The organism is Yersinia rochesterensis, assembly GCF_003600645.1.
In the GTDB taxonomy this organism is placed as follows: Bacteria; Pseudomonadota; Gammaproteobacteria; order Enterobacterales; family Enterobacteriaceae; genus Yersinia; species Yersinia rochesterensis.
Genome location: NZ_CP032482.1, coordinates 2,510,243 through 2,529,223, shown reverse-complemented (window position 1 = coordinate 2,529,223; position 18,981 = coordinate 2,510,243). Strand labels below are relative to the sequence as shown.

The following is an 18,981-nucleotide window of genomic DNA, read 5'->3' as shown; positions in this document are numbered from 1 at the left end:
TGTCTTAATTTCGCCGTAATGTAGCCTGAACTTAACAGGAGAACGGTGATTCGGATGATTAAATGGTGTGAAGAAAGTGACAGCGAAGTGAACAGAAGTATTGCGTTACTTAGCGGTGAAGATCCCGACAAGTGGTATCCGTATGGAGGCATTAAGGGTAAGGATTACTGCAAGAACCCCTCTGATGCTTGGCCTATCATCTATGCCAATAAGATTGGCCTCTATTCACCCGAAATTGATGATAATAATCAGTGGAATGCCAAAATTACCAATCCGCAAGGAGAATGGCAAGCTTATAGCCAAAGCCCGCTGCGTGCAGCGATGATCTGCTATCTACTCAGCCAGGACGTGTGATAATCCATCCCGATAATTTTCAGCAAAAGTGAATATCCCGTGAAACTCGTATAGCGGGAATGATAAACGGTAAGAAGTTTTTTGACTGCTTTCGTGGGGCTGATGATGAAACGTATCATTAAAGGTGATTCAAATTTGTCACACTAGGTTATTGCCCATGCAGCGATTGACCACCATCAAAAATCCTACGGCGAGCGGCGTCAGGGCTGGCCTTCAACTTATCTTATTCGCTACAAAAATAATCGAGTTGCCGTCGAAGTGGTCACCCGACGTCAGTCTTATGTGGCCACATTAATGATTGGCGCTCGAAATTTAAGCAAGTTATGTGGTATATCGGGATTACATCTTTGAGAGATATTCATAGTTTCAGTCAATAATGCATTCTACATATATATAGCTGGCCGATTGATTTTTATCTTGTCGCCCACTAATGACCTTAATCCTTGCCGCCATCAGGTTTAAGTGTTAAAAAAACGCCGCAGATTCATTTACGAAAGGCGCTTTTTAACACGATAGTGAGTAAAAGTGCGGCAGAGGACAGGATGGAACAGCAGTTGCAGGATTCAACATTAAAACGCGGTTTAAAAAACCGACATATTCAGCTGATTGCTCTGGGTGGAGCGATCGGCACTGGGCTATTTCTTGGGATAGCACAAACTATTAAGATGGCTGGCCCCTCAGTGATACTGGGCTATGCTATCGGCGGTTTTATTGCATTCCTTATTATGCGTCAGTTGGGTGAAATGGTTGTTGAGGAGCCAGTAGCCGGTTCATTCAGTCATTTTGCCCATAAATATTGGGGTGATTTCGCCGGATTTTTGTCTGGCTGGAACTACTGGGCGATGTTTATCTTGGTCGGTATGGCCGAATTGACTGCAGTAGGTATTTATATTCAATATTGGTGGCCGGAAATCCCAACATGGGTTTCAGCCGCAGTATTCTTTGTCCTGATTAATGCCATCAACCTTGTTAACGTGCGTATGTATGGCGAAACTGAGTTCTGGTTCGCTATCATCAAGGTTGTTGCCATCATTGGTATGATTGTCTTTGGGGCGTATCTGCTGGCGTCGGGATCGGGCGGGCCAAATGCTTCTGTGACTAACCTTTGGGCACAGGGCGGCTTTATGCCTCATGGCTTTAGTGGGTTGGTGATGGCGATGGCCATTATTATGTTTTCTTTCGGCGGGTTAGAAATGGTCGGCATTACTGCCGCAGAGGCTGAAGACCCACATCACAGTATTCCTAAAGCAACCAATCAAGTTGTCTACCGTATCCTTATTTTTTATATCGGCTCATTGACGGTGCTTTTATCTCTTTATCCATGGGGCAAAGTCGTGGACGGGGGGAGTCCTTTTGTGATGATTTTCCATGCCTTGGATAGCCATCTGGTAGCAACAATCCTGAATGTGGTGGTTTTGACCGCGGCATTATCGGTCTACAATAGCGGGGTTTACTGCAATAGCCGCATGCTATTTGGCTTGGCATCGCAGGGGAATGCGCCCAAATTGCTCACCAAGGTTAATCGGCGTGGTGTGCCAATTTTATCCATCGCGCTTTCAGCATTGGCGACCTCAGCCGGTGTGGTGATTAACTATGTTATGCCGGGAAAAGCGTTTGAATTATTGATGGCGCTGGTGGTATCTACCCTGGTTATCAACTGGGTCATGATTTGCCTGGCTCATTTGAAATTCCGAGCGGCTAAAGTGCGAGAGGGCGTTGAACCGCGTTTCAAAGCATTATGGTATCCCTACGGCAATTATCTGTGTCTGGTGTTTCTGATGCTGATTTTGGTCATTATGTATTTTACTGATGGGATTCAGATCTCGGTGCTGATGATGCCCGCATGGATTGCACTGTTGTGGTGCGGTTTCATGCTGACTCGCCGCAAAGGTAAGACTAATCCAGCGACAGTGACACAGTCTGATTAGGCTGTGAAATAACGCTAAAATCGCTGGGCAGAAACAAATTATGCCCGGCGATTGCTTTCTTTCGTATTACTCATGGCGCTATCTATTGTTTAAATTGTCAGCAATAAATAAGATAGGTAACGACAGTATTATAATAGCTAGAGACTATTGTTTCTTTCTGGAATCACCCAAGCTAATTGAGATTAATTCTTAATAACCCAATATAACCATTTTAGAAATGTGGTTAAATGCGTTGGGAAATATATTCAATCAAAACTGCCAACGCATCCAAGTAAACAACACATTACCATTATTATAAGTGCCGGGAATATAGGTGGTTTGTAGGGCAAATTTATTATATTCAATAGACAGCAGCGGCAAGGGTAATGGAATTGGAATGTAATGATATTCATGACGTGCGGTAACACTGACAGTAAAACCGACCCCAAAACGCCAGCCGTCCATTTCCCCCGGAATCCACATCTTTTGATAGCCATAACCTATAATTGGCTCTACTTCATTGTGTGAGTCCATAAAGGCCATCGCATATACTGAATGCCAGTTGTTATTCTCATCATAGCGATACTTACCATAACCGATGCCCCAAGGACGTTCATTGTATGACTCGATCTTGTCATCATCATAAGTCCAGCGGTTGTGCCACGTATTCAATGGGATATACAGCTCTTGGTTGGGCGAATCCCACGCGAGAGAGATATTGCGCATCAGGCGTTGCCACAGATTGTCATTATCTACAGACGCTATGCTTTGTTGGTCGATGCCGGTATTGGCAGCGGGTGATTTATCTTCTGCCAGAACTGCGTTAGCCTGGCCCAGCCATAGGTTACTCAGAAAGAGCACGTTAACAATGTATTTATAATTCATGGTATAACTCTCTGATGCTGATAAGGTGAAATAAGATTTCCTTGCATCAGATAATCCTTATACCTATCAAAATTAATCACTAATAAACGTTATTCAAATGCGTAAATGTTATAGCCTAAAACCTAAACAGTTCTATAACGAGGAGGTAATACAGCATTTTAAATTGTCTTCAGAGCAGTGTAAATGTAATTCATAAAACCAAGAAATATCTTAATTTATTTTTATGACATAATGCTCTATCAGATTGAGTGATATTCCGTTGTCATAAGTTGACTAAAATGGCACGATTTTTCTTATATTTATCCGCGTTGAAGAATGAGAGGTTTTAGTTCTTCGATGATTTTTGCTTCGTGTTTAAAATATTATTTTACTTAACATGACATGATGAGGTTTTATTAATATTTCCATTTCTCATACTTATGAATGTGTATTTATATTGGTTTTGTTTTTTTAGCATCTTGATATTTTTTTATTGTTTTTTTAGATCTCATTCTCCTTAAGTATTAAGTCAGTAAATAAGATGTTTATGTATTTTATGTACAAATGGTTTTTTGTACATAATCTGAGACTAAGTAAGGGGTTAGTCTCGTAATCTAATGGGTAATGATATCGTGGCGAGGCCGGAAAAGCAGCAAAACGGAAGGTGAGTATATTCAATTATTATATATTTAATACTAATAAATTTTATACTAACTCTGCTTTAGGTCACAGGATAGAGATGGAAACCAAGGATTTTTTGCGTAAGAAGTATTATAAAAAGAGTTAGCCAAAATGTTAAAAACCAGTAAGAAAGCGGGATAAGACAGTATACGAAAATAGAGCAGAAAATACGATGACCTTCAACAAATTTTAGCATATTCACGCACTCTTTATGAGCAACCGTTTCAAATATGTGCGACAGGTTCACCCTTCATTAAAAATGGCTTGCCATCGAATACAGAGTATGTGATAACGCATATGGGTAAAACGAGGTACAGTTCTGTATATGTGTGGCATTTTCAGTAAAGAAGTTCTGAGTAAAGACGTTAGCGTTGAATACCGCTTCTCTGCCGATCCTTATCTTAGTGCCTCAAGCAGTAACGACTCTAGTTTGTCTATGTAAATGCCTACGGGCAAGTTAAACAATCCAAAGGAAATACTCAAGATGGCAAAGATCAAAGGTCAAGTTAAGTGGTTCAACGAGTCTAAAGGTTTCGGTTTCATCACTCCAGCTGACGGCAGCAAAGATGTGTTCGTACACTTCTCTGCAATCCAGGGTAATGGCTTCAAAACCCTGGCTGAAGGCCAGAACGTAGAGTTCGAAATCCAAGACGGTCAGAAAGGTCCGTCTGCAGTAAACGTTACTGCAATCTAATCAGCTCTTTTGCTGTTAAAAACCCGCCTTTGTGCGGGTTTTTTTGTTTCAGATGCCGCTCCGACCAAACCGTAAGCTAAGGTAAAATAATTAATCCCGAATACTGATTACGGCCTTTGATACCAGGGTGGGCGGGATCAATTGCCTGCTGTTGGCTGGTACGGCGGAAACTGGTGTATTTGAAATGATGCTGAGCATCATCTCCGCCATGTGGTGCGGCAGTACAGATGGTACAACTGCCGACCCTATCAATTTGATGAATGCCCGCGCCGCGCAATTGGTGCTCAGCTATAGCGGCCAAATTAAGGTGGCGAAATCGGGGTGAAATAATATTTTCTGCCAGTGGCAATTCGCTAACAAACCGTTCCACCAGTTCTTCATTGACCTCATAACAGCAGGAGCGGGCGGCTGGCCCAATGGCGGCAACCCAATTTGCCGGGTCGTCATCGCGGGCAATGCGCTCAACCATCCTTAAGATAATGCCATCTAACAAACCGCGCCAACCGGCGTGAACCACTGCAATGCCTTTTCCGTGCTGTTGACTGAAAATCACGGGTAAACAATCCGCCGTCAAAACGGTTAATAGAATGCCAGATTGAGTGGTGTAGAGCCCGTCAGCTTCGCCACACTCTTGTCCCGGATGTGTTACATCGACAATTGCCGTGCCATGAACCTGTTTTTTGTTAGCTTGTGATGTTTGATAGGGCCGGAGGTTATCAGGTAATAGGGCCGATTTATTGCCAAAACCATGGCAAATAGCGGAAATTCGGCTGAGTTGTGGTGAAAAGTCAGTCATAGGGCTTACCTAAGGAAAAAAGATGCTGTTCAGTGTAAGCCGTTTTTTAACTTATTGACCAGCCGCCTTTTCTTTTAAATTGCTGTTAGCGAATTGTTGCAAAATAATGCATCTTGTATCATTGTTTTGGCACCTATTGATGTAATGGATAGGGTTTAATGGCTGCTATAACTCAAGCGACCATCCAGGATTGATCTCCGTGATTTCTAAACCCAAAAATGACGCCAGCAACTTTATTCGTTGGCGCTTTAGCTTGCTATGCGGCGGTATTTTACTTTCATTTTTTGGTTTACTCGCCAGGGTTGCTTGGTTGCAAATTATTGAACCTGATCCATTGGTAAAAGAAGAAGATATGCGCTCAGTGCGGGTGGTGGCCACACCGAATACACGCGGCATGATAACCGACAGAAATGGACATCCTCTGGCGGTCAGTGTGCCGGTTGAGGCTATTTGGGCTGATCCCACCAGGGTGCTGGAGAAAGGTGGCGTCAGTGTTTCGGCGCGTTGGCAGGCATTGGCTCAGGAACTCAACATACCACTTGACCAACTCAATCGCCGTATTCATCAAAATCCTAGCGCCCGTTTTATCTATCTTGCCCGGCAAGTGGAGCCGGATGTCGCTGAATATATTCAACGGCTGAAATTGCCCGGTATTGCCATAAAAGAGGAATCACGGCGTTTTTATCCTTCGGGAGATATTGCCGCGAATCTGGTGGGTTTCACCAATATTGATGATCAGGGCATTGAAGGGGTTGAAAAGAGTTTTAATTCACTCCTCTGCGGGACTGCCGGCAGCAGGGTGGTGCGGAAAGACCGCTTTGGCCGAGTGGTTGAGGATATTTCCTCGACCGATAGCCATCCAGGGCAAAATGTTGAACTCAGTATTGATGAGCGGCTACAGGTGGAAACCTCCCACGCGTTGAGCAATGCAGTGGTGTTCAATAAGGCAGATTCCGGCTCTGCCGTGGTCATTGATGTTAATACGGGTGAAGTTTTGGCGATGGCCAATTATCCGACCTTTAACCCCAATAATCGGGCTGACACTCCGGAAGAGAATTTTCGCAATCGGGCAATTAGCGATATTTTTGAACCCGGTTCGACCGTCAAACCTATGGTAGTCATGACTGCGTTACAACGTCACTTGGTTAAACCTGATGCGGTGCTGGACACTCGCCCCTATATATTAAGTGGGCATTTAATCAAAGATGTGGCGCTTTATCCTGCGCTGTCACTGACCGGCGTGTTGCAAAAATCCAGTGATGTGGGGGTGTCGCGGCTGGCACTGGCGATGCCCGCCTCTGCATTGGTACAGACCTACACCAAGTTTGGTTTGGGCCAATCGACTCAGTTAGGGCTAACGGGGGAAAGCAGCGGGCTGATGCCGCATCGGCAGCGCTGGAGTGATTTAGACCGCGCAACTTTCTCGTTCGGCTACGGTTTAATGGTGACGCCGCTGCAATTGGCCCGCGTTTACGCCACTATCGGGAGTTTCGGTATTTATCGGCCATTATCGATTACCAAGGTTGACCCACCAGTGCTGGGGCAGCGGGTATTCCCTGAAGTGCTGGTGCGCCAAGTTGAGCATATGATGGAAAGCGTGGCATTGCCCGGTGGTGGGGGGGTAAAAGCGGCGGTGCGGGGATATCGGGTGGCGGTTAAAACCGGGACAGCTAAGAAGATTGGGCCAAATGGCCAATATATTGATAAGTATGTGGCTTACACCGCCGGTGTTGCTCCCGCTAGCCAACCGCGCTTTGCTTTAGTGGTGGTGATTAACAACCCGCAGGGCGGCAAATATTATGGGGGCGCGGTGTCAGCCCCGGTCTTTAGCGATATTATGGGGCAAATTTTGCGAACTATGAATGTGGAGCCGGATGCAATCCCCGCCAATGTGATTCGGCATAGCTAATTCGCGGAGTTAAACCGTGGCTTGCAACCCTATCAGCGCTTCTTTAGACTAATGCCGCGTCTGCCGGCATTTCTGGCGGTTATTAATCAGTTATCTGGGATCCAACCATGTCTTATCAGTGCCCCCTTTGTCATCAAGCCTTGCAGCAAAGTCCGCAACAGTGGCGTTGCAGCAATAATCACCAGTTTGATTGTGCCAAAGAGGGTTACGTCAATTTAATGCCGGTGCAGCATAAAGGTTCGAAGCAACCCGGTGATAGCCCTGAGATGATGCAGGCCCGGCGGGCCTTTCTGGATGCGGGTTATTACCAACCTTTGCAGCAGCGGATCTGTGAAATTCTGGATAAGGCGCTCCCACTGGATGCCACCATGCTGTTAGATATTGGTTGTGGCGAGGGCTATTATACCGCCGCAGTGGCAGACCGGTTAAATCGGCAGCGGCAGATGTCTATTTTCGGCTTAGATGTCGCCAAAGTGGCGGTAAGATACGGAGCAAAACGCTATCCTCAGGTCAGCTTTTGTGTTGCATCCAGCCATCGGTTGCCTTTTTCCCATCAAGCCTTGGATGCGGTATTGCGTATTTATGCCCCATGCAAAGCCACCGAATTAGCTCGCACCGTGAAGCCCGGTGGAATTGTGGTCACTGTCTCTCCTGGCCCACGTCATCTCTATCAGTTAAAAGCACTGATTTATGCTGAAGTACAACTTCATGACGATACGCCCGAGCATTTAGACGGTTTCTCTCTGGTCAGCAGTGAAAAATTGGCCTACGACATGAAGTTAACCGGTAAACAGAGCTTTAATTTATTGCAAATGACACCTTTTGCCTGGCGCGCATCAATTGAAACCGGACAAGGGCTTGCCGCACTGCACTCCTTTGTCTGTGAAACAGATTTTGTTATCGCGGTTCATCGCCGCCGAGAAGATCTTGAGAGTCTGGTGTTAAGCAATGACGAGAAAGAAATATAAGTGGCCGCTCGTTATTTAATAATATTCAAATAAATGACGAGCGCATAACTCCCCTGAGGGGAATGTTATTTTAATAGATATTGTAATAATTCCCTGGTGTGGGATTGATAGTTAACTTAAGTCAAATTTTTAGAGTATTATATTTATAATGAAAAAATTCATTTTAGATCTAAGTTTCGCCAGGTTCTTCCACCTGATTCAGTCACCAAAATAGAGGGGATAAACCGTATTTTTTCAGCAACTTGTAGCGCTAAATCAGCAACTTCCTGCTTATTCAAGATACCACTCCCGTAATTGAATTCTCCTTCAGGTAATTTATAAATTTTCTCCCTGCCGATATGGCGAGTAAACCCTGCATCAATCATTTTCTTATTAAGGGTCTCGTAATCGCCTTCCACCGCATTGTGCAAAACGACACTGACCGTAAAGTACGGCATAGTTATTTTTCCAGTTAACCAGATGATGCTATTTATATATCATACTGTTGATGCCGATATTTTGACCGGGGTCTAATTGCTGGACATACCGCTAATATAACGTTGTCTGTATCATTAGAGGAGCAGGTGACGGCGGAGGTCACCTGCGAAAGAACGCGGGTTATAGGGCAAGAGATAAGCGGTTACGGCCGGAATGTTTTGCCGCGTAACAGGCAATATCGGCCTGACGCATAGCTTGTGCCGCCGTTTCTGTTTTTTGGGTCAATGATACGGCCCCTAAACTGGCGGTAAAGGAATAAGATTGACCGTGCCAATGGAATTGGATTGAAGCTATGTCGGCGACCACTGTTTCGAGTACCTCTGTCGCGGCCTTGTTTGGGCAATTTAACAGCACGATAGCAAATTCATCCCCGCCTAAACGCGCCACAATGTCATTTTCACGCACGGCCTGTTGCATGGTTTGCGCCACCATTCGCAGCACCATATCGCCAGCTTCGTGACCCGCACTGTCATTAACATCCTTGAAATAGTCTAAATCGACATAACAGAGAATATGCTGCTCATCCTTGCCCAATTGGGTGATAGCCTGATTAAGCCGCTCTTCCAATCTTCGCCGATTAATCAAACCGGTCAGCATGTCATGATTGGCTTGATATTGCAGTTCCCTTTGTTCATGGCGCGCGCGGGTGACATCCTGGAAGACTACAACGGCACCCGTGAGTAGATTGTCACGATCGCGAATCGGTGAAATAGAACAGCGAATTTCTTGGCGTTCCCCCTGACTCGACAACAGCTGACTGCCCTCGGGCAATAAGGTATTACGCCCTTGAGTTAGGCACTGATTGATAGCAACTAATTGATTTTTATCCTGTAAAGGGGACCATAAAATAAAAATTTCTTCAATGGGTAAGCCGCAGGACTCATTCTGGCTTCGGCCCGTCATCTCTTCGGCTTTGGGGTTCATTAATACAACGCGCCCCTCAGTATCGAGAGAAATAATTCCCTCCTGAATGGATGACAGCACACGATGCAGTTGCTCGCGCTCTTCATAGCGCGCAATTTCACTGGCTCGCAGAGCATCTTCGCGCTGTTTCCGCTCGCTCATATCCCGGATTATTTTGGCATACCCCAGCAGTTTTCCGCTGTTGTCATGCACCACAGTAATGATGGTGACGGCCCAAAAACGGGTCATATCCTTACGAACCAGCCAGCCCTCGCGCTCCACTCGGCTGGAGGAGGCTGCCGTTTTCAGTAGTTTTTCCGGTAGCCCAGCGGCGATATCCTCAGGTAAGAAGAAACAGCCGAAATGCTGGCTAATTATTTCATTGCTGGCATAGCCAATATTGCGTTCTGCGCCGTGGTTCCAGGTGGTTACCCGACCCCAGGGATCAAGCATTAAAATGGCATAGTCTTCGACGGTATCGACCATAAGGCGAAAACGTTCTTCACTGATCCGTAAAGCTTCTTCGCGCTGACGCCGTTCGGTTAAGTCACGGACAATTTTAGTAAACCCCAGCAGCTTCCCACTATCGTCATGCATGGGGTTAATGGCTACGCTGGCCCAATAGCGGATGCCATTTTTACGCACATGCCAGCCTTCAGTCTGGAAATTGCCCTCTGCAATAGCTTTCGCCAGTGATTTCTCTGGCAGGCCCGCAGAAATATCTTCGGGGGTAAACAGCAGGGCAAAATGTTCACCAATGATTTCATCACTGGTATAGCCTTCATGGCGCTCTCCACCTTTATTCCAAGTCAGAATTCGCCCATTGGTGTCTATCATGTAAATGGCGTAATCTTCGACTTCACTGATCAGATGGCGAAACTGCTCTTCACTTTTGCGCAAAGCATTTTCCCGCTGCCATTTGTCGGTCAGGTCGCGTGTAACATGTACAAAACCCTGCAAATTATTGTCTGAATCGTGCAATGCGCTGAGGGTGAGGTGGCCCCAAAAGCGTTTACCATTCTTGCGAACTCGCCAACCTTGAATCTCATAATGGCCAAACTGATTGGTGTGGCGCAGGCCCTTTGCGGGTAATTCATTGGCTAAATCTTCGGGGGTGTAAAACAGTTCGAAAGATTGGCCAATGATCTCTTCGGCTTTATAACCCGTATTGCGTTCAGCGCCATTGTTCCAGGTGAGGATATGTCCTTGGGCATCAATGATGTATATGGCGTAGTCATCTACGGCTTCGATTAATAGCCGAAAAAGATGATCATCAAATGATGCCGGATGCAAAGCCATTCCTGTATTCCTTGAATTTTTTATTGAGTAGTCTGTCGCTGCACAACCCAGACGGTTTAATCTGTTATCGCGATAAATGTGATGCGCTAGTTTATCGCTAACATCGAAAATTAGGTAATAAGATTTTTATTATTATTAATAAATCTAAGGAATTCAAAAGCCTAATAGTAGTAGCGCCTATTTTCAGTAAGGCCGCGGTTGATGGGCCTTGTGGCGGTCTTTTTGAAGAGTGCTATACAGTGATGAATAATGGTTTACCTCATTAATAATAGGGGGAATCAGTATGTAAATTGTATAAACAAATGACTTAAGTAGGGAATTCAGAATTAATCCCGCGTTATATAAATAAATTCTCAGAATAATTTCACTTTAGTTTCTTTCTCTACGCCTCGGACAATAACGCTACCACCAGAGATCATATTTATCACACAATCCACCTGATTTTTTTACGAGATAAAAAATAATCTCCTCGAAGTACAGAAATGCTTGCATCGACAAGGGTTATCCGGATAATTCCGAATCCTTATAATAAGCATTCTCATTAGTAAATGATTTGTTAAAATCAGGGGTATCAATACAATGGATAAAATAACCTCCACTTGCGGGCATCAGAACCGGCTTGCCCCGCGTCTTTTGTTCGTCATGATCGGTGTCGCATTAGGGACTTTATCTGCTTCCTCATGGGCGGCCACCGCAACCAATACGGCAGCTGAAAACGTCAAAAAAACCAGCACAATCACTGACACTGCAAACACCGATGAGAGCAAAAAAAATGACACCATCACGGTCGTTGGGACGCAGGATACTTTCCGTGCCGGTGGTAATGATTTAATCCCAACCTATTTGGATGGTCAGGTCGCTAATGGGGGCCGCATCGGTTTCCTTGGGCAGCAAGATGCGCGTAATGTGCCATTCAACGTGATTAGCTATACTTCAAAAATGATTGAAGACCAGCAGGCTAATACTATTGCTGATGTGGTCAGAAACGATGCTTCAGTACAAAATGTGCGCGGTTTCGGCAATCCATCACAAAACTACCGCATTCGCGGCTATAACCTTGATGGCGATGATATCTCATTTGGTGGTCTGTTCGGCGTTTTGCCACGTCAGATTGTTTCTACCAGCATGGTTGAGCGGGTTGAAGTGTTTAAAGGTGCAAATGCCTTTATTAACGGTATTTCCCCGAGCGGCAGTGGTGTCGGCGGCATGATCAACCTCGAACCTAAACGTGCCGGTGATACTCCGTTGACTCGCGTTACGGTAGATTATGGTTCAGCATCACAAGTGGGCGGGGCGCTGGATGTGGGTCGCCGTTACGGTGATGAGGATCAATTCGGTGCTCGAGTTAACGTATTGCATCGTGAAGGTGAAACGGCCATTAAAGATGAGAAGAATCGCCTAACCGCACTTTCCACTGGGCTTGATTACCGTGGTGACCGCGCTCGTACCTCATTGGATATCGGCTACCAGAAGCAAACTATTCATCATATGCGGACTAGCGTTGGTATTGGTAGCGCGACTGAGATTCCAGAACCGCCATCATCTACTCTGAATTATGGTCAGTCGTGGGTGTATACCGATCTGGAAACGACCTTTGGTATGCTGCGCAGTGAATATGATGTTAGTCAGGATTGGACAGTATATGGCTCCATTGGTGCCAGCCGTAATGAAGAAACGGGCCAGTATGGTTCGCCAACCCTGACTAGCGCCAATAATGGTGATGCCACCATTTTTCGTATGTATGTGCCGTATGTGGCCGATTCTATTGCTGGCTTAGGAGGGGTTCGTGGCCACTTTGATACCGGTTTTATTACTCATAAAGTGAACTTGGGTTATGCGGCTAATTACCGTACGACCAAATCGGCCTATAATTACTCAGATTCCGTCAATACAAATATTTATAATCCGGGCGTAATCCCTTTCCCACCAACTGGGAGTGGCCCATATTCTGCTAGCGCTAGCCAAGATCCACAACTGACCAGCCAAGTGCGGGCATCCGGCCTTTCATTGTCTGATACCTTATCAATGATGGATGACAAAGTGTTGGTCATGTTAGGGGTACGCCGTCAGGAAGTGAGCATTCGTAACTTCGACAGTGGGGTGCCGAATAGTGCGGGTTCACTGGATGCAATGAAAGTCACGCCGATTTACGGTGTGATGGTGAAGCCGTGGGAAAAGGTTTCTCTGTATGCCAACCACATTGAAGCATTAGGGCCGGGTAAGGCTGCACCGAGTGAATTTAATGGCAAACCTGTGGTTAACAAAGGCCAAATTCCAGGAATTATTCATTCAAAACAGAATGAAATTGGCGTGAAGTTTGATAACCAGCGCTATGGTGGCACGTTGGCTTTGTTTGAGATAACCCGCCCGACTGGCACGGTTGATCCTGTCACTAACGTCTATGGTTTCTATGGTGAGCAGCGTAACCGCGGTGTTGAGTTGAATGTGTTTGGTGAGCCGGTCTTTGGTACCCGTCTGTTAGGGAGCGCCATTTGGTTGGATCCTAAACTGACGCAAACTCAGAATGGCACCCATAATGGTAATGATGCAGTGGGGGTGGCGCGTTATCAGTTAGTCTTCGGTGGCGAGTATGATATCCCAACAGTTGAAGGCTTGACGGCGACCGGCACTGTAGTACGTTCGGGTTCACAGTATGCCAATGAAGCCAATACCTTGAAGCTGAAACCTTGGACTCGTTTGGATCTGGGCGTGCGTTATACCATGCCAATGAAAGATAGCACTCTGATCTGGCGAGCAAATGTAGAGAACGTCACTAATGAACGTTACTGGGAGTCGGTTGAGGACGCTGGTGTCTATATGTATCAGGGCGACCCACGGGCATTGAAACTATCCGTCTCAATGGACTTCTAATCAGCGGTTGATGTCCGCCCGCTAAGTGGTATTTAAACCAAAAAAAAACCGCAATTCTTTTTGAATGCGGTTTTTTTTTGCGTTTTAATCTGGACGGCTTTATTTCACGAGAAAATAAAATTGGCCGCTTATTATGCCGCGACGCGATACATATGCTCGTAAAGAATATTAAAGCCGATACCTATTAGCACGATACCGCCGATTATTTCTGCACGTTTACCTAACAGCGGGCCAATATAACGGCCAATCAGCATCCCGAGCGTGGCCATAATCATGGTGGCTAACCCAATAGCCATGGCGGTATGAATAATATTGACTTGCAAGAATGCCAGACCAACACCAATGGCCATGGCATCAAGGCTGGTGGCGATAGCGGTCATGACCAAAACCCAAAAACTGTGACTGCGCATTTTTTCGGTTTCTTCGACTTGCTGCTTCGCACCTTCAAAAATCATCCGACAGCCCAGAATGAACAGCAGACTAAAGGCAATCCAGTGATCCCACTCCAGAATATATTGACTGGCGTATAGGCCAATGCACCAACCAATTAGCGGGGTAATTGCTTCTATCACACCAAAGATAAGACCGGTGCGCAGCGCTTCTCGAAAACGGGGTTTATGTAGACTGGCGCCTTTACCAATAGATGCAGCAAAGGCATCCATAGACATAGCAAAAGCAAGCACTAATGTTGCAGATAAATTCATAGAAATAGTCTCGGCCGGGCGGCTCCATATACACGTAACCCACCCCCAACCTAACGACGGAGCTACGTGTCTATGGTCTCGCCAACCTTACCTGGCTACCCGTACCACGTTTCTAATAACGAAACGAGTATGTTGATACGGGCGTTTCTGCTTATCAATATATCGGCTGACATATTGCACAAAAACCGGCTACTCCCCATGAACGGCGCAACCTTAACATATATATTCCAAAACAGACAACCCCAAAAATAATATGGCGACCCACTATTGTTGATAATGATTTTCATTATCGGACTTTTAGTGGGAATAGCCGATATAAGCATCAGTAATGGTGTGGAAATAAGCAGGAGACGATTAGAGAAGATGTGTCGGGAAATTAATCAGTTAACTGAATAATCAAAAGATTCATTTCCCCGGAATATTCTTTATGATTGATTTTCAAGGAAAAAGTTATAAATTTTTTCTAAATCATCTAATTGGTTAACCTGGATAAGTAATCTACGCTGCTCTAGCTCAATCACCAAAATACCATCTTCAGATAAATTCATACTTTTTATTCGATTATATTCAATAAAAGCATTGGCGTAGAAGAACCCGGTATTTTTAAACAGCAATTTTGGCCAGCGAATATAAGAGATATAAAATGCGATTAATGCTAAACCCACTAATAAGTATGTGGTTAAAGGCTCGCCATTCGCCATCACGTTATTGTAAACAAGAATGGCAATCAGCCCGACAAAAATTGCGCAGTCGATTTTGTTTTTACGTTTCAGGTGAATTTGTAGCCGGGTTTTGCCTTTCATTATATTCATGATGAATTCATCATAAATAGCATAAGCAAGCAGTAGGGTAATAAAAACAATAAGAATAATATCTGTGACCGACATGCAAACACTCCCGAAATAAAAAACCGGGAGTAAACCCCCGGTTTTCGTTAAATCTAATCAGAAAATTATGGTGCCAGGAAGCCAATCCAGTAACCGAAGATACCGATGGCGAAGAAGCCCATAATAATCCACAGCGCGTTAACTTTGCGGCGTAACAACCACATACAACCAAAAGTTAACAGTAAAGGTACCAAGCCCGGCATCAACTGATCCAGAATGGTTTGCACTGTGGTAACTGTGGTCTCACCCGCTTGGTTGGTTATCTTGGACACCACCACCGGTATATTGACGTGCGTCCATTTGTTAACCAAGGCCCCCATAACAAACAGGCCGAGAATAGACGCCCCTTCCGTCAGTTTTTGCAGCAGACCACCGTCCATATCACTGACGATATTGACGCCTTTTTTGTAGCCATAAGCAACACCGTAATAACGGGTCAGCAAGCGTACCAGGTTAAACAGAACAAAGAACAGCAATGGGCCAAGTAAACTCCCGCTCATCGCGATACCGGCACCAAGAGCTGCCAATACCGGGCGCACAGTACCCCAGAATATCGGGTCACCCACACCGGCCAACGGCCCCATCAGACCAACTTTGATCCCGTTTATTGCCGCGTCGTCAATCTCAGCACCATTGGCTTTCTGCTCTTCCATCGCCAGCGTGACACCCAAAATCGGGGCGGCAACGAAGGGTTGGGTGTTGAAGAATTCCAAATGGCGTTTGATTGCCTGCTTGCGCTCTTCTGAATTCTCCGGATACAGGCGACGAATTGCCGGTACCATTGAGAAACAGAAACCCAGCGCCTGCATACGTTCGAAGTTCCACGACCCTTGGAAGAGGTTAGAGCGGATAAACACACCGCGGATATCGGCGGGCGTGAGTTTCTTTTCACCTGTAGTTGTTTTATCAACAATCGTTGTATCAACCATTTCTCTCACCTTTTCCTAGTCTAATTCGTTATCAAGATCGTTATTGGACGGGCCAGACTGTACAACCTGAGATTTGTTGTATTTCGGGCTGAGCTGGATATACAGCAGTGCCATAACCACGCCGATAACACCGAGAGCTACCAGGTTGAAGTTGGTGAAAGCGGCGGTCACGAAACCTAAATAGAAGAATGGCATCAGGTAGCCAGCACGCATCATGTTGATAACCATGGCGTAACCGACTACGACGATCATACCACCGGCGATGTTCAAGCCACTGGTAACCACATCAGGAATCGAGCTGAGCAGCATCTGAACTTCGGATGTCCCAACAGACAGAGCAACGATCAGGGCAGGGATAGCGATACGCATCGCCTGCAAGAACAGGGCAGAAATGTGGATCCAAGTTATCGCTCGTAGGCTGCCACGTTCGGCAGCACCATCGGCGGCGTGCTGGAAAGCCACGGTAATGGTACGCACGATAATGGTTAATACCTGACCGGCGGCGGCCAGCGGGATAGCCAGTGCAATACCGGCACCGATATCTTGACCACCAGCAATAACCAGAATGGTCGAAATAATTGACGCCAGCGCGGCATCAGGTGCTACAGCAGCCCCGATGTTCATCCAGCCAAGCGCGATCATTTCTAAGGTACCACCGATAATAATACCGGTTTTCATATCACCTAAAACCAAACCTACCAAGGTACAGGCGACGAGGGGGCGGTGAAATTGGAACTCATCCAGAATGGAACCCATCCCGGCGATACAGGCAACGATGAAAATCAGCACAATCTGAAGAGTTGTGATCTCCATTGTACTTCTCCTATGACCAAAAAAGCTGTGCAAAGATAACCGAGTCCTGAAACAGAACAGGGCATAACCTTTCTATACCCGGCATACTTCAAGCTGCATGTGGTTGGCTGCTCTCACTCACCCGAATCATTGACTGGCTGCCCACTCATCGGGACTCATTCGATTGCCGCTATCCTGCAACTCAAATTATTTAAGGTGTCCGTAGTTTTCAGTAAAGCTATTTATTAAGTTTGTTAATTAAATCCATCATTTTGAGCCGGCTATCCGAAGAGACTTTTCGAACTTCCAATTCAATACCGCGAGCATTTAATTTATTAAAAGCTTCAATATCTTTTTCATCAACGGAGACGGCGTTATTCACTTGGGTTTTACCCTGACGGAAGGCCATACCACCGATATTGACTGACTTAATATCCACGCCACCCTCAACCATACGCACGACATCAGTTGGGTTGGTAAATAACAGCATGACCCGGTCTTTGGCATATTTCGGGTTGTTATAAACGCGAATAGCTTTTTCAACATCAACTACGTGTGCGGTTACGCCGGGAGGAGCAACCTGTTTAAGCAAGGTGCTACGCATTTTGTCAGCAGCGACTTCGTCACTGACAACAATAATGCGGCTTACGTTGGTTTCTTTGGTCCAGCGCGTTGCGACCTGACCATGAATTAAGCGGTCATCAATACGCGCCAACCCGATTTTCATATGATCATTCGGGCCTAAAGCGACGGTCGGGGCCTTGGCTTTGGGTGCTGGAGCTGTTTGTCGCGTCTCGGGCTTATCACTCTTAATTTCAGGCGCTTTTAGTGCTTTTACGCCCTCACGACCGGTTTCTACGGCGACTGCGACCAGTTCAGCAAATGATGGATCATCATCACGCGCCATAAAGGTTTCAGCCAGCATCGGAATGTTAACCCCGGTGACGACCTCATAATTCTCTTTATCAATAGCAATTCGACTGGCGGCGTTAAACGGGCTACCACCCCAGGTATCAACCAGGAATAAGACACCTTTGCTGGTATCAAGCCCGGTCAATTTACCGTTGTATTTCTCAATCAACGTTTCGGCATTCTCACCTGGGACGAAATCGATATAAGCGACATTACTTTGTTCGCCTAAAATCATTTCAGCTGTTTTCAGCAGTTGTTCTGCTGCAGCCCCATGTGTGCCAATGATAATAGCTATACTCACTCGCTACCCCCTCTGTTAACTCAGAATTGAGTTCTCGCACGTAACAGAAAACCAGTAATCACCAACCACACTTCAGTACATATTGAATCTATTATGATAGTCACAATATCAGCGTACTGCTGACGATTTATTCGTAACGACAATGAATCGATTCAGGAACATATCTAAATGTGCTGGATGTGATTTATTTTAGTCAGTGAAAAAATAAATTATGTGACGTTGCTCAGTTATTGAGACATGTTATGAATGATTTTACTTGTTTGGATAATTATTAAACAATCACATCAATGATATTGATAGGTTATCCGCTAACTCATTCATAGCAGTATGATTATTGTGCTTAATATTTGTGCGATCCGTGTGAATTTTGACTGATAATCTACTTTTGGCAGGGAACAAATTTTAGCCATAAAAATAAGTATTCTGATGGCTGACATCACTTAACTTGCTGAAATTTGGTTTTATCGCGTGTCAGGCCCTAAATCCGACTATGCTGTTAAAAAGATTCCTGATAAAGTTAACGGCTCTATTAATTGTCAGGAGTTAAGGGCCTCAGCTCTCCCTATGGACTGTCACCGAAGTTACTGTTTCTCTAGCGTTAACACCCAACCAGTGGGTTTAAATCTGGTTATCCAATCACGCACATTTACTGCGTATAATTTCACCCGATCTTTCTGCGTATCTATACTGACAACCGTACTGCGGCGTTTTGCTGCGTCTGTTGCCAGTCGCA

Annotated in this window: 17 protein-coding genes and 1 riboswitch; of the genes, 8 read left to right on the top strand and 9 right to left on the bottom strand. The window is 45.5% G+C overall.

The window, feature by feature from the left end; genetic code table 11:
- Window positions 1–54: 54 nt before the first annotated feature.
- The 3 genes from DXZ79_RS11885 to DXZ79_RS11875 all read left to right on the top strand — a co-directional run bounded on the left by DXZ79_RS11885 (window position 55) and on the right by DXZ79_RS11875 (window position 2,282).
- Complete coding sequence (locus tag DXZ79_RS11885; RefSeq protein WP_004389880.1) at window positions 55–354, top strand: phage protein NinX family protein; 300 nt, start codon at window positions 55–57, stop codon at window positions 352–354.
- Between the two features lie 150 nt (window positions 355–504).
- Window positions 505–705, top strand: a complete 201-nt coding sequence (locus DXZ79_RS11880; RefSeq protein WP_244942327.1) for a DUF4060 family protein — start codon at window positions 505–507, stop codon at window positions 703–705.
- Window positions 706–896: 191 nt separating this feature from the next.
- Entirely contained in the window at window positions 897–2,282 is a 1,386-nt protein-coding gene (locus DXZ79_RS11875; protein ID WP_038632384.1) for an amino acid permease, read from the top strand.
- A 249-nt stretch (window positions 2,283–2,531) separates the two neighbouring features.
- Here DXZ79_RS11875 and pagP read toward each other — a convergent pair whose 3' ends face one another.
- Window positions 2,532–3,146 (bottom strand): lipid IV(A) palmitoyltransferase PagP, encoded by a 615-nt coding sequence (gene pagP, locus DXZ79_RS11870; RefSeq protein ID WP_038632386.1) that lies wholly within the window; start codon window positions 3,144–3,146, stop codon window positions 2,532–2,534.
- Between the two features lie 985 nt (window positions 3,147–4,131).
- Between pagP and DXZ79_RS11865 the strand changes: the two genes are divergently transcribed.
- Both DXZ79_RS11865 and cspE read left to right on the top strand, forming a co-directional pair.
- A complete protein-coding gene (locus DXZ79_RS11865; protein WP_002211058.1) occupies window positions 4,132–4,248 on the top strand; it encodes a DUF2627 domain-containing protein in 117 nt (38 codons plus the stop codon).
- Between the two features lie 42 nt (window positions 4,249–4,290).
- A complete protein-coding gene (cspE, locus tag DXZ79_RS11860) occupies window positions 4,291–4,500 on the top strand; it encodes a transcription antiterminator/RNA stability regulator CspE (RefSeq protein WP_002221949.1) in 210 nt (69 codons plus the stop codon).
- A 76-nt stretch (window positions 4,501–4,576) separates the two neighbouring features.
- Here the strand turns inward: cspE and pgeF are convergent, their stop codons facing one another.
- Window positions 4,577–5,296 (bottom strand): peptidoglycan editing factor PgeF, encoded by a 720-nt coding sequence (gene pgeF, locus DXZ79_RS11855; protein WP_038632388.1) that lies wholly within the window; start codon window positions 5,294–5,296, stop codon window positions 4,577–4,579.
- Window positions 5,297–5,495: 199 nt separating this feature from the next.
- Here pgeF and ftsI point away from each other — a divergent pair, with 199 nt between their 5' ends.
- A complete protein-coding gene (gene ftsI, locus DXZ79_RS11850) occupies window positions 5,496–7,205 on the top strand; it encodes a peptidoglycan glycosyltransferase FtsI (protein ID WP_038632390.1) in 1,710 nt (569 codons plus the stop codon).
- Window positions 7,206–7,312: 107 nt separating this feature from the next.
- Window positions 7,313–8,173: a 23S rRNA (guanine(745)-N(1))-methyltransferase gene (gene rlmA, locus DXZ79_RS11845; RefSeq protein WP_038632392.1), complete on the top strand. Its 861-nt coding sequence runs from the start codon at window positions 7,313–7,315 to the stop codon at window positions 8,171–8,173.
- A gap of 158 nt (window positions 8,174–8,331) precedes the next feature.
- Here the strand turns inward: rlmA and DXZ79_RS11840 are convergent, their stop codons facing one another.
- Together DXZ79_RS11840 and DXZ79_RS11835 are read right to left on the bottom strand one after the other, a co-directional pair.
- The gene (locus DXZ79_RS11840) at window positions 8,332–8,610 is read right to left on the bottom strand and encodes a hypothetical protein (protein WP_038632394.1); all 279 of its coding nucleotides are present in this window, start codon (window positions 8,608–8,610) and stop codon (window positions 8,332–8,334) included.
- Window positions 8,611–8,770: 160 nt separating this feature from the next.
- Window positions 8,771–10,852, bottom strand: coding sequence for a PAS domain S-box protein (locus tag DXZ79_RS11835; RefSeq protein ID WP_038632396.1), 2,082 nt, complete (start codon window positions 10,850–10,852; stop codon window positions 8,771–8,773).
- Window positions 10,853–11,431: 579 nt separating this feature from the next.
- On the opposite strand from DXZ79_RS11835, the gene DXZ79_RS11830 reads away from it, so the two are divergent.
- On the top strand, window positions 11,432–13,723 hold the full coding sequence (locus DXZ79_RS11830) for a TonB-dependent receptor (protein ID WP_038632398.1): 2,292 nt from the start codon (window positions 11,432–11,434) through the stop codon (window positions 13,721–13,723).
- 131 nt (window positions 13,724–13,854) lie between these two features.
- Here DXZ79_RS11830 and mntP read toward each other — a convergent pair whose 3' ends face one another.
- The 5 genes from mntP to manX form a co-directional block, all read right to left on the bottom strand.
- Window positions 13,855–14,427: a manganese efflux pump MntP gene (gene mntP / locus DXZ79_RS11825; RefSeq protein WP_050291253.1), complete on the bottom strand. Its 573-nt coding sequence runs from the start codon at window positions 14,425–14,427 to the stop codon at window positions 13,855–13,857.
- Window positions 14,428–14,437: 10 nt separating this feature from the next.
- Window positions 14,438–14,637: riboswitch (yybP-ykoY riboswitch) on the bottom strand.
- Between the two features lie 215 nt (window positions 14,638–14,852).
- Window positions 14,853–15,314, bottom strand: a complete 462-nt coding sequence (locus DXZ79_RS11820) for a DUF986 family protein (protein WP_050291252.1) — start codon at window positions 15,312–15,314, stop codon at window positions 14,853–14,855.
- Window positions 15,315–15,379: 65 nt separating this feature from the next.
- Window positions 15,380–16,243 (bottom strand): PTS mannose transporter subunit IID, encoded by an 864-nt coding sequence (locus tag DXZ79_RS11815; protein ID WP_038632404.1) that lies wholly within the window; start codon window positions 16,241–16,243, stop codon window positions 15,380–15,382.
- A 15-nt stretch (window positions 16,244–16,258) separates the two neighbouring features.
- Window positions 16,259–17,056 carry a PTS mannose/fructose/sorbose transporter subunit IIC gene (locus DXZ79_RS11810; protein WP_004701713.1) on the bottom strand — a complete coding sequence of 266 codons (798 nt, stop codon included), beginning with the start codon at window positions 17,054–17,056 and terminating at the stop codon, window positions 16,259–16,261.
- Window positions 17,057–17,273: 217 nt separating this feature from the next.
- A complete protein-coding gene (gene manX, locus DXZ79_RS11805; RefSeq protein ID WP_038632406.1) occupies window positions 17,274–18,248 on the bottom strand; it encodes a PTS mannose transporter subunit IIAB in 975 nt (324 codons plus the stop codon).
- Window positions 18,249–18,981 lie beyond the last annotated feature (733 nt).

Excerpts from the sequence above, each read along its gene's own strand:
- DXZ79_RS11875 (WP_038632384.1), top strand. The coding sequence starts at position 897 with ATGGAACAGCAGTTGCAGGATTCAACATTAAAACGCGGTTTAAAAAAC.
- DXZ79_RS11810 (WP_004701713.1), bottom strand. The coding sequence starts at position 17,056 with ATGGAGATCACAACTCTTCAGATTGTGCTGATTTTCATCGTTGCCTGT.
- DXZ79_RS11830 (WP_038632398.1), top strand. The coding sequence starts at position 11,432 with ATGGATAAAATAACCTCCACTTGCGGGCATCAGAACCGGCTTGCCCCG.
- cspE (WP_002221949.1), top strand. The coding sequence starts at position 4,291 with ATGGCAAAGATCAAAGGTCAAGTTAAGTGGTTCAACGAGTCTAAAGGT.
- mntP (WP_050291253.1), bottom strand. The coding sequence starts at position 14,427 with ATGAATTTATCTGCAACATTAGTGCTTGCTTTTGCTATGTCTATGGAT.
- DXZ79_RS11885 (WP_004389880.1), top strand. The coding sequence starts at position 55 with ATGATTAAATGGTGTGAAGAAAGTGACAGCGAAGTGAACAGAAGTATT.
- pgeF (WP_038632388.1), bottom strand. The coding sequence starts at position 5,296 with ATGACTGACTTTTCACCACAACTCAGCCGAATTTCCGCTATTTGCCAT.
- rlmA (WP_038632392.1), top strand. The coding sequence starts at position 7,313 with ATGTCTTATCAGTGCCCCCTTTGTCATCAAGCCTTGCAGCAAAGTCCG.
- DXZ79_RS11865 (WP_002211058.1), top strand. The coding sequence starts at position 4,132 with ATGTGTGGCATTTTCAGTAAAGAAGTTCTGAGTAAAGACGTTAGCGTT.
- pagP (WP_038632386.1), bottom strand. The coding sequence starts at position 3,146 with ATGAATTATAAATACATTGTTAACGTGCTCTTTCTGAGTAACCTATGG.
- DXZ79_RS11815 (WP_038632404.1), bottom strand. The coding sequence starts at position 16,243 with ATGGTTGATACAACGATTGTTGATAAAACAACTACAGGTGAAAAGAAA.
- DXZ79_RS11835 (WP_038632396.1), bottom strand. The coding sequence starts at position 10,852 with ATGGCTTTGCATCCGGCATCATTTGATGATCATCTTTTTCGGCTATTA.
- DXZ79_RS11820 (WP_050291252.1), bottom strand. The coding sequence starts at position 15,314 with ATGTCGGTCACAGATATTATTCTTATTGTTTTTATTACCCTACTGCTT.
- DXZ79_RS11840 (WP_038632394.1), bottom strand. The coding sequence starts at position 8,610 with ATGCCGTACTTTACGGTCAGTGTCGTTTTGCACAATGCGGTGGAAGGC.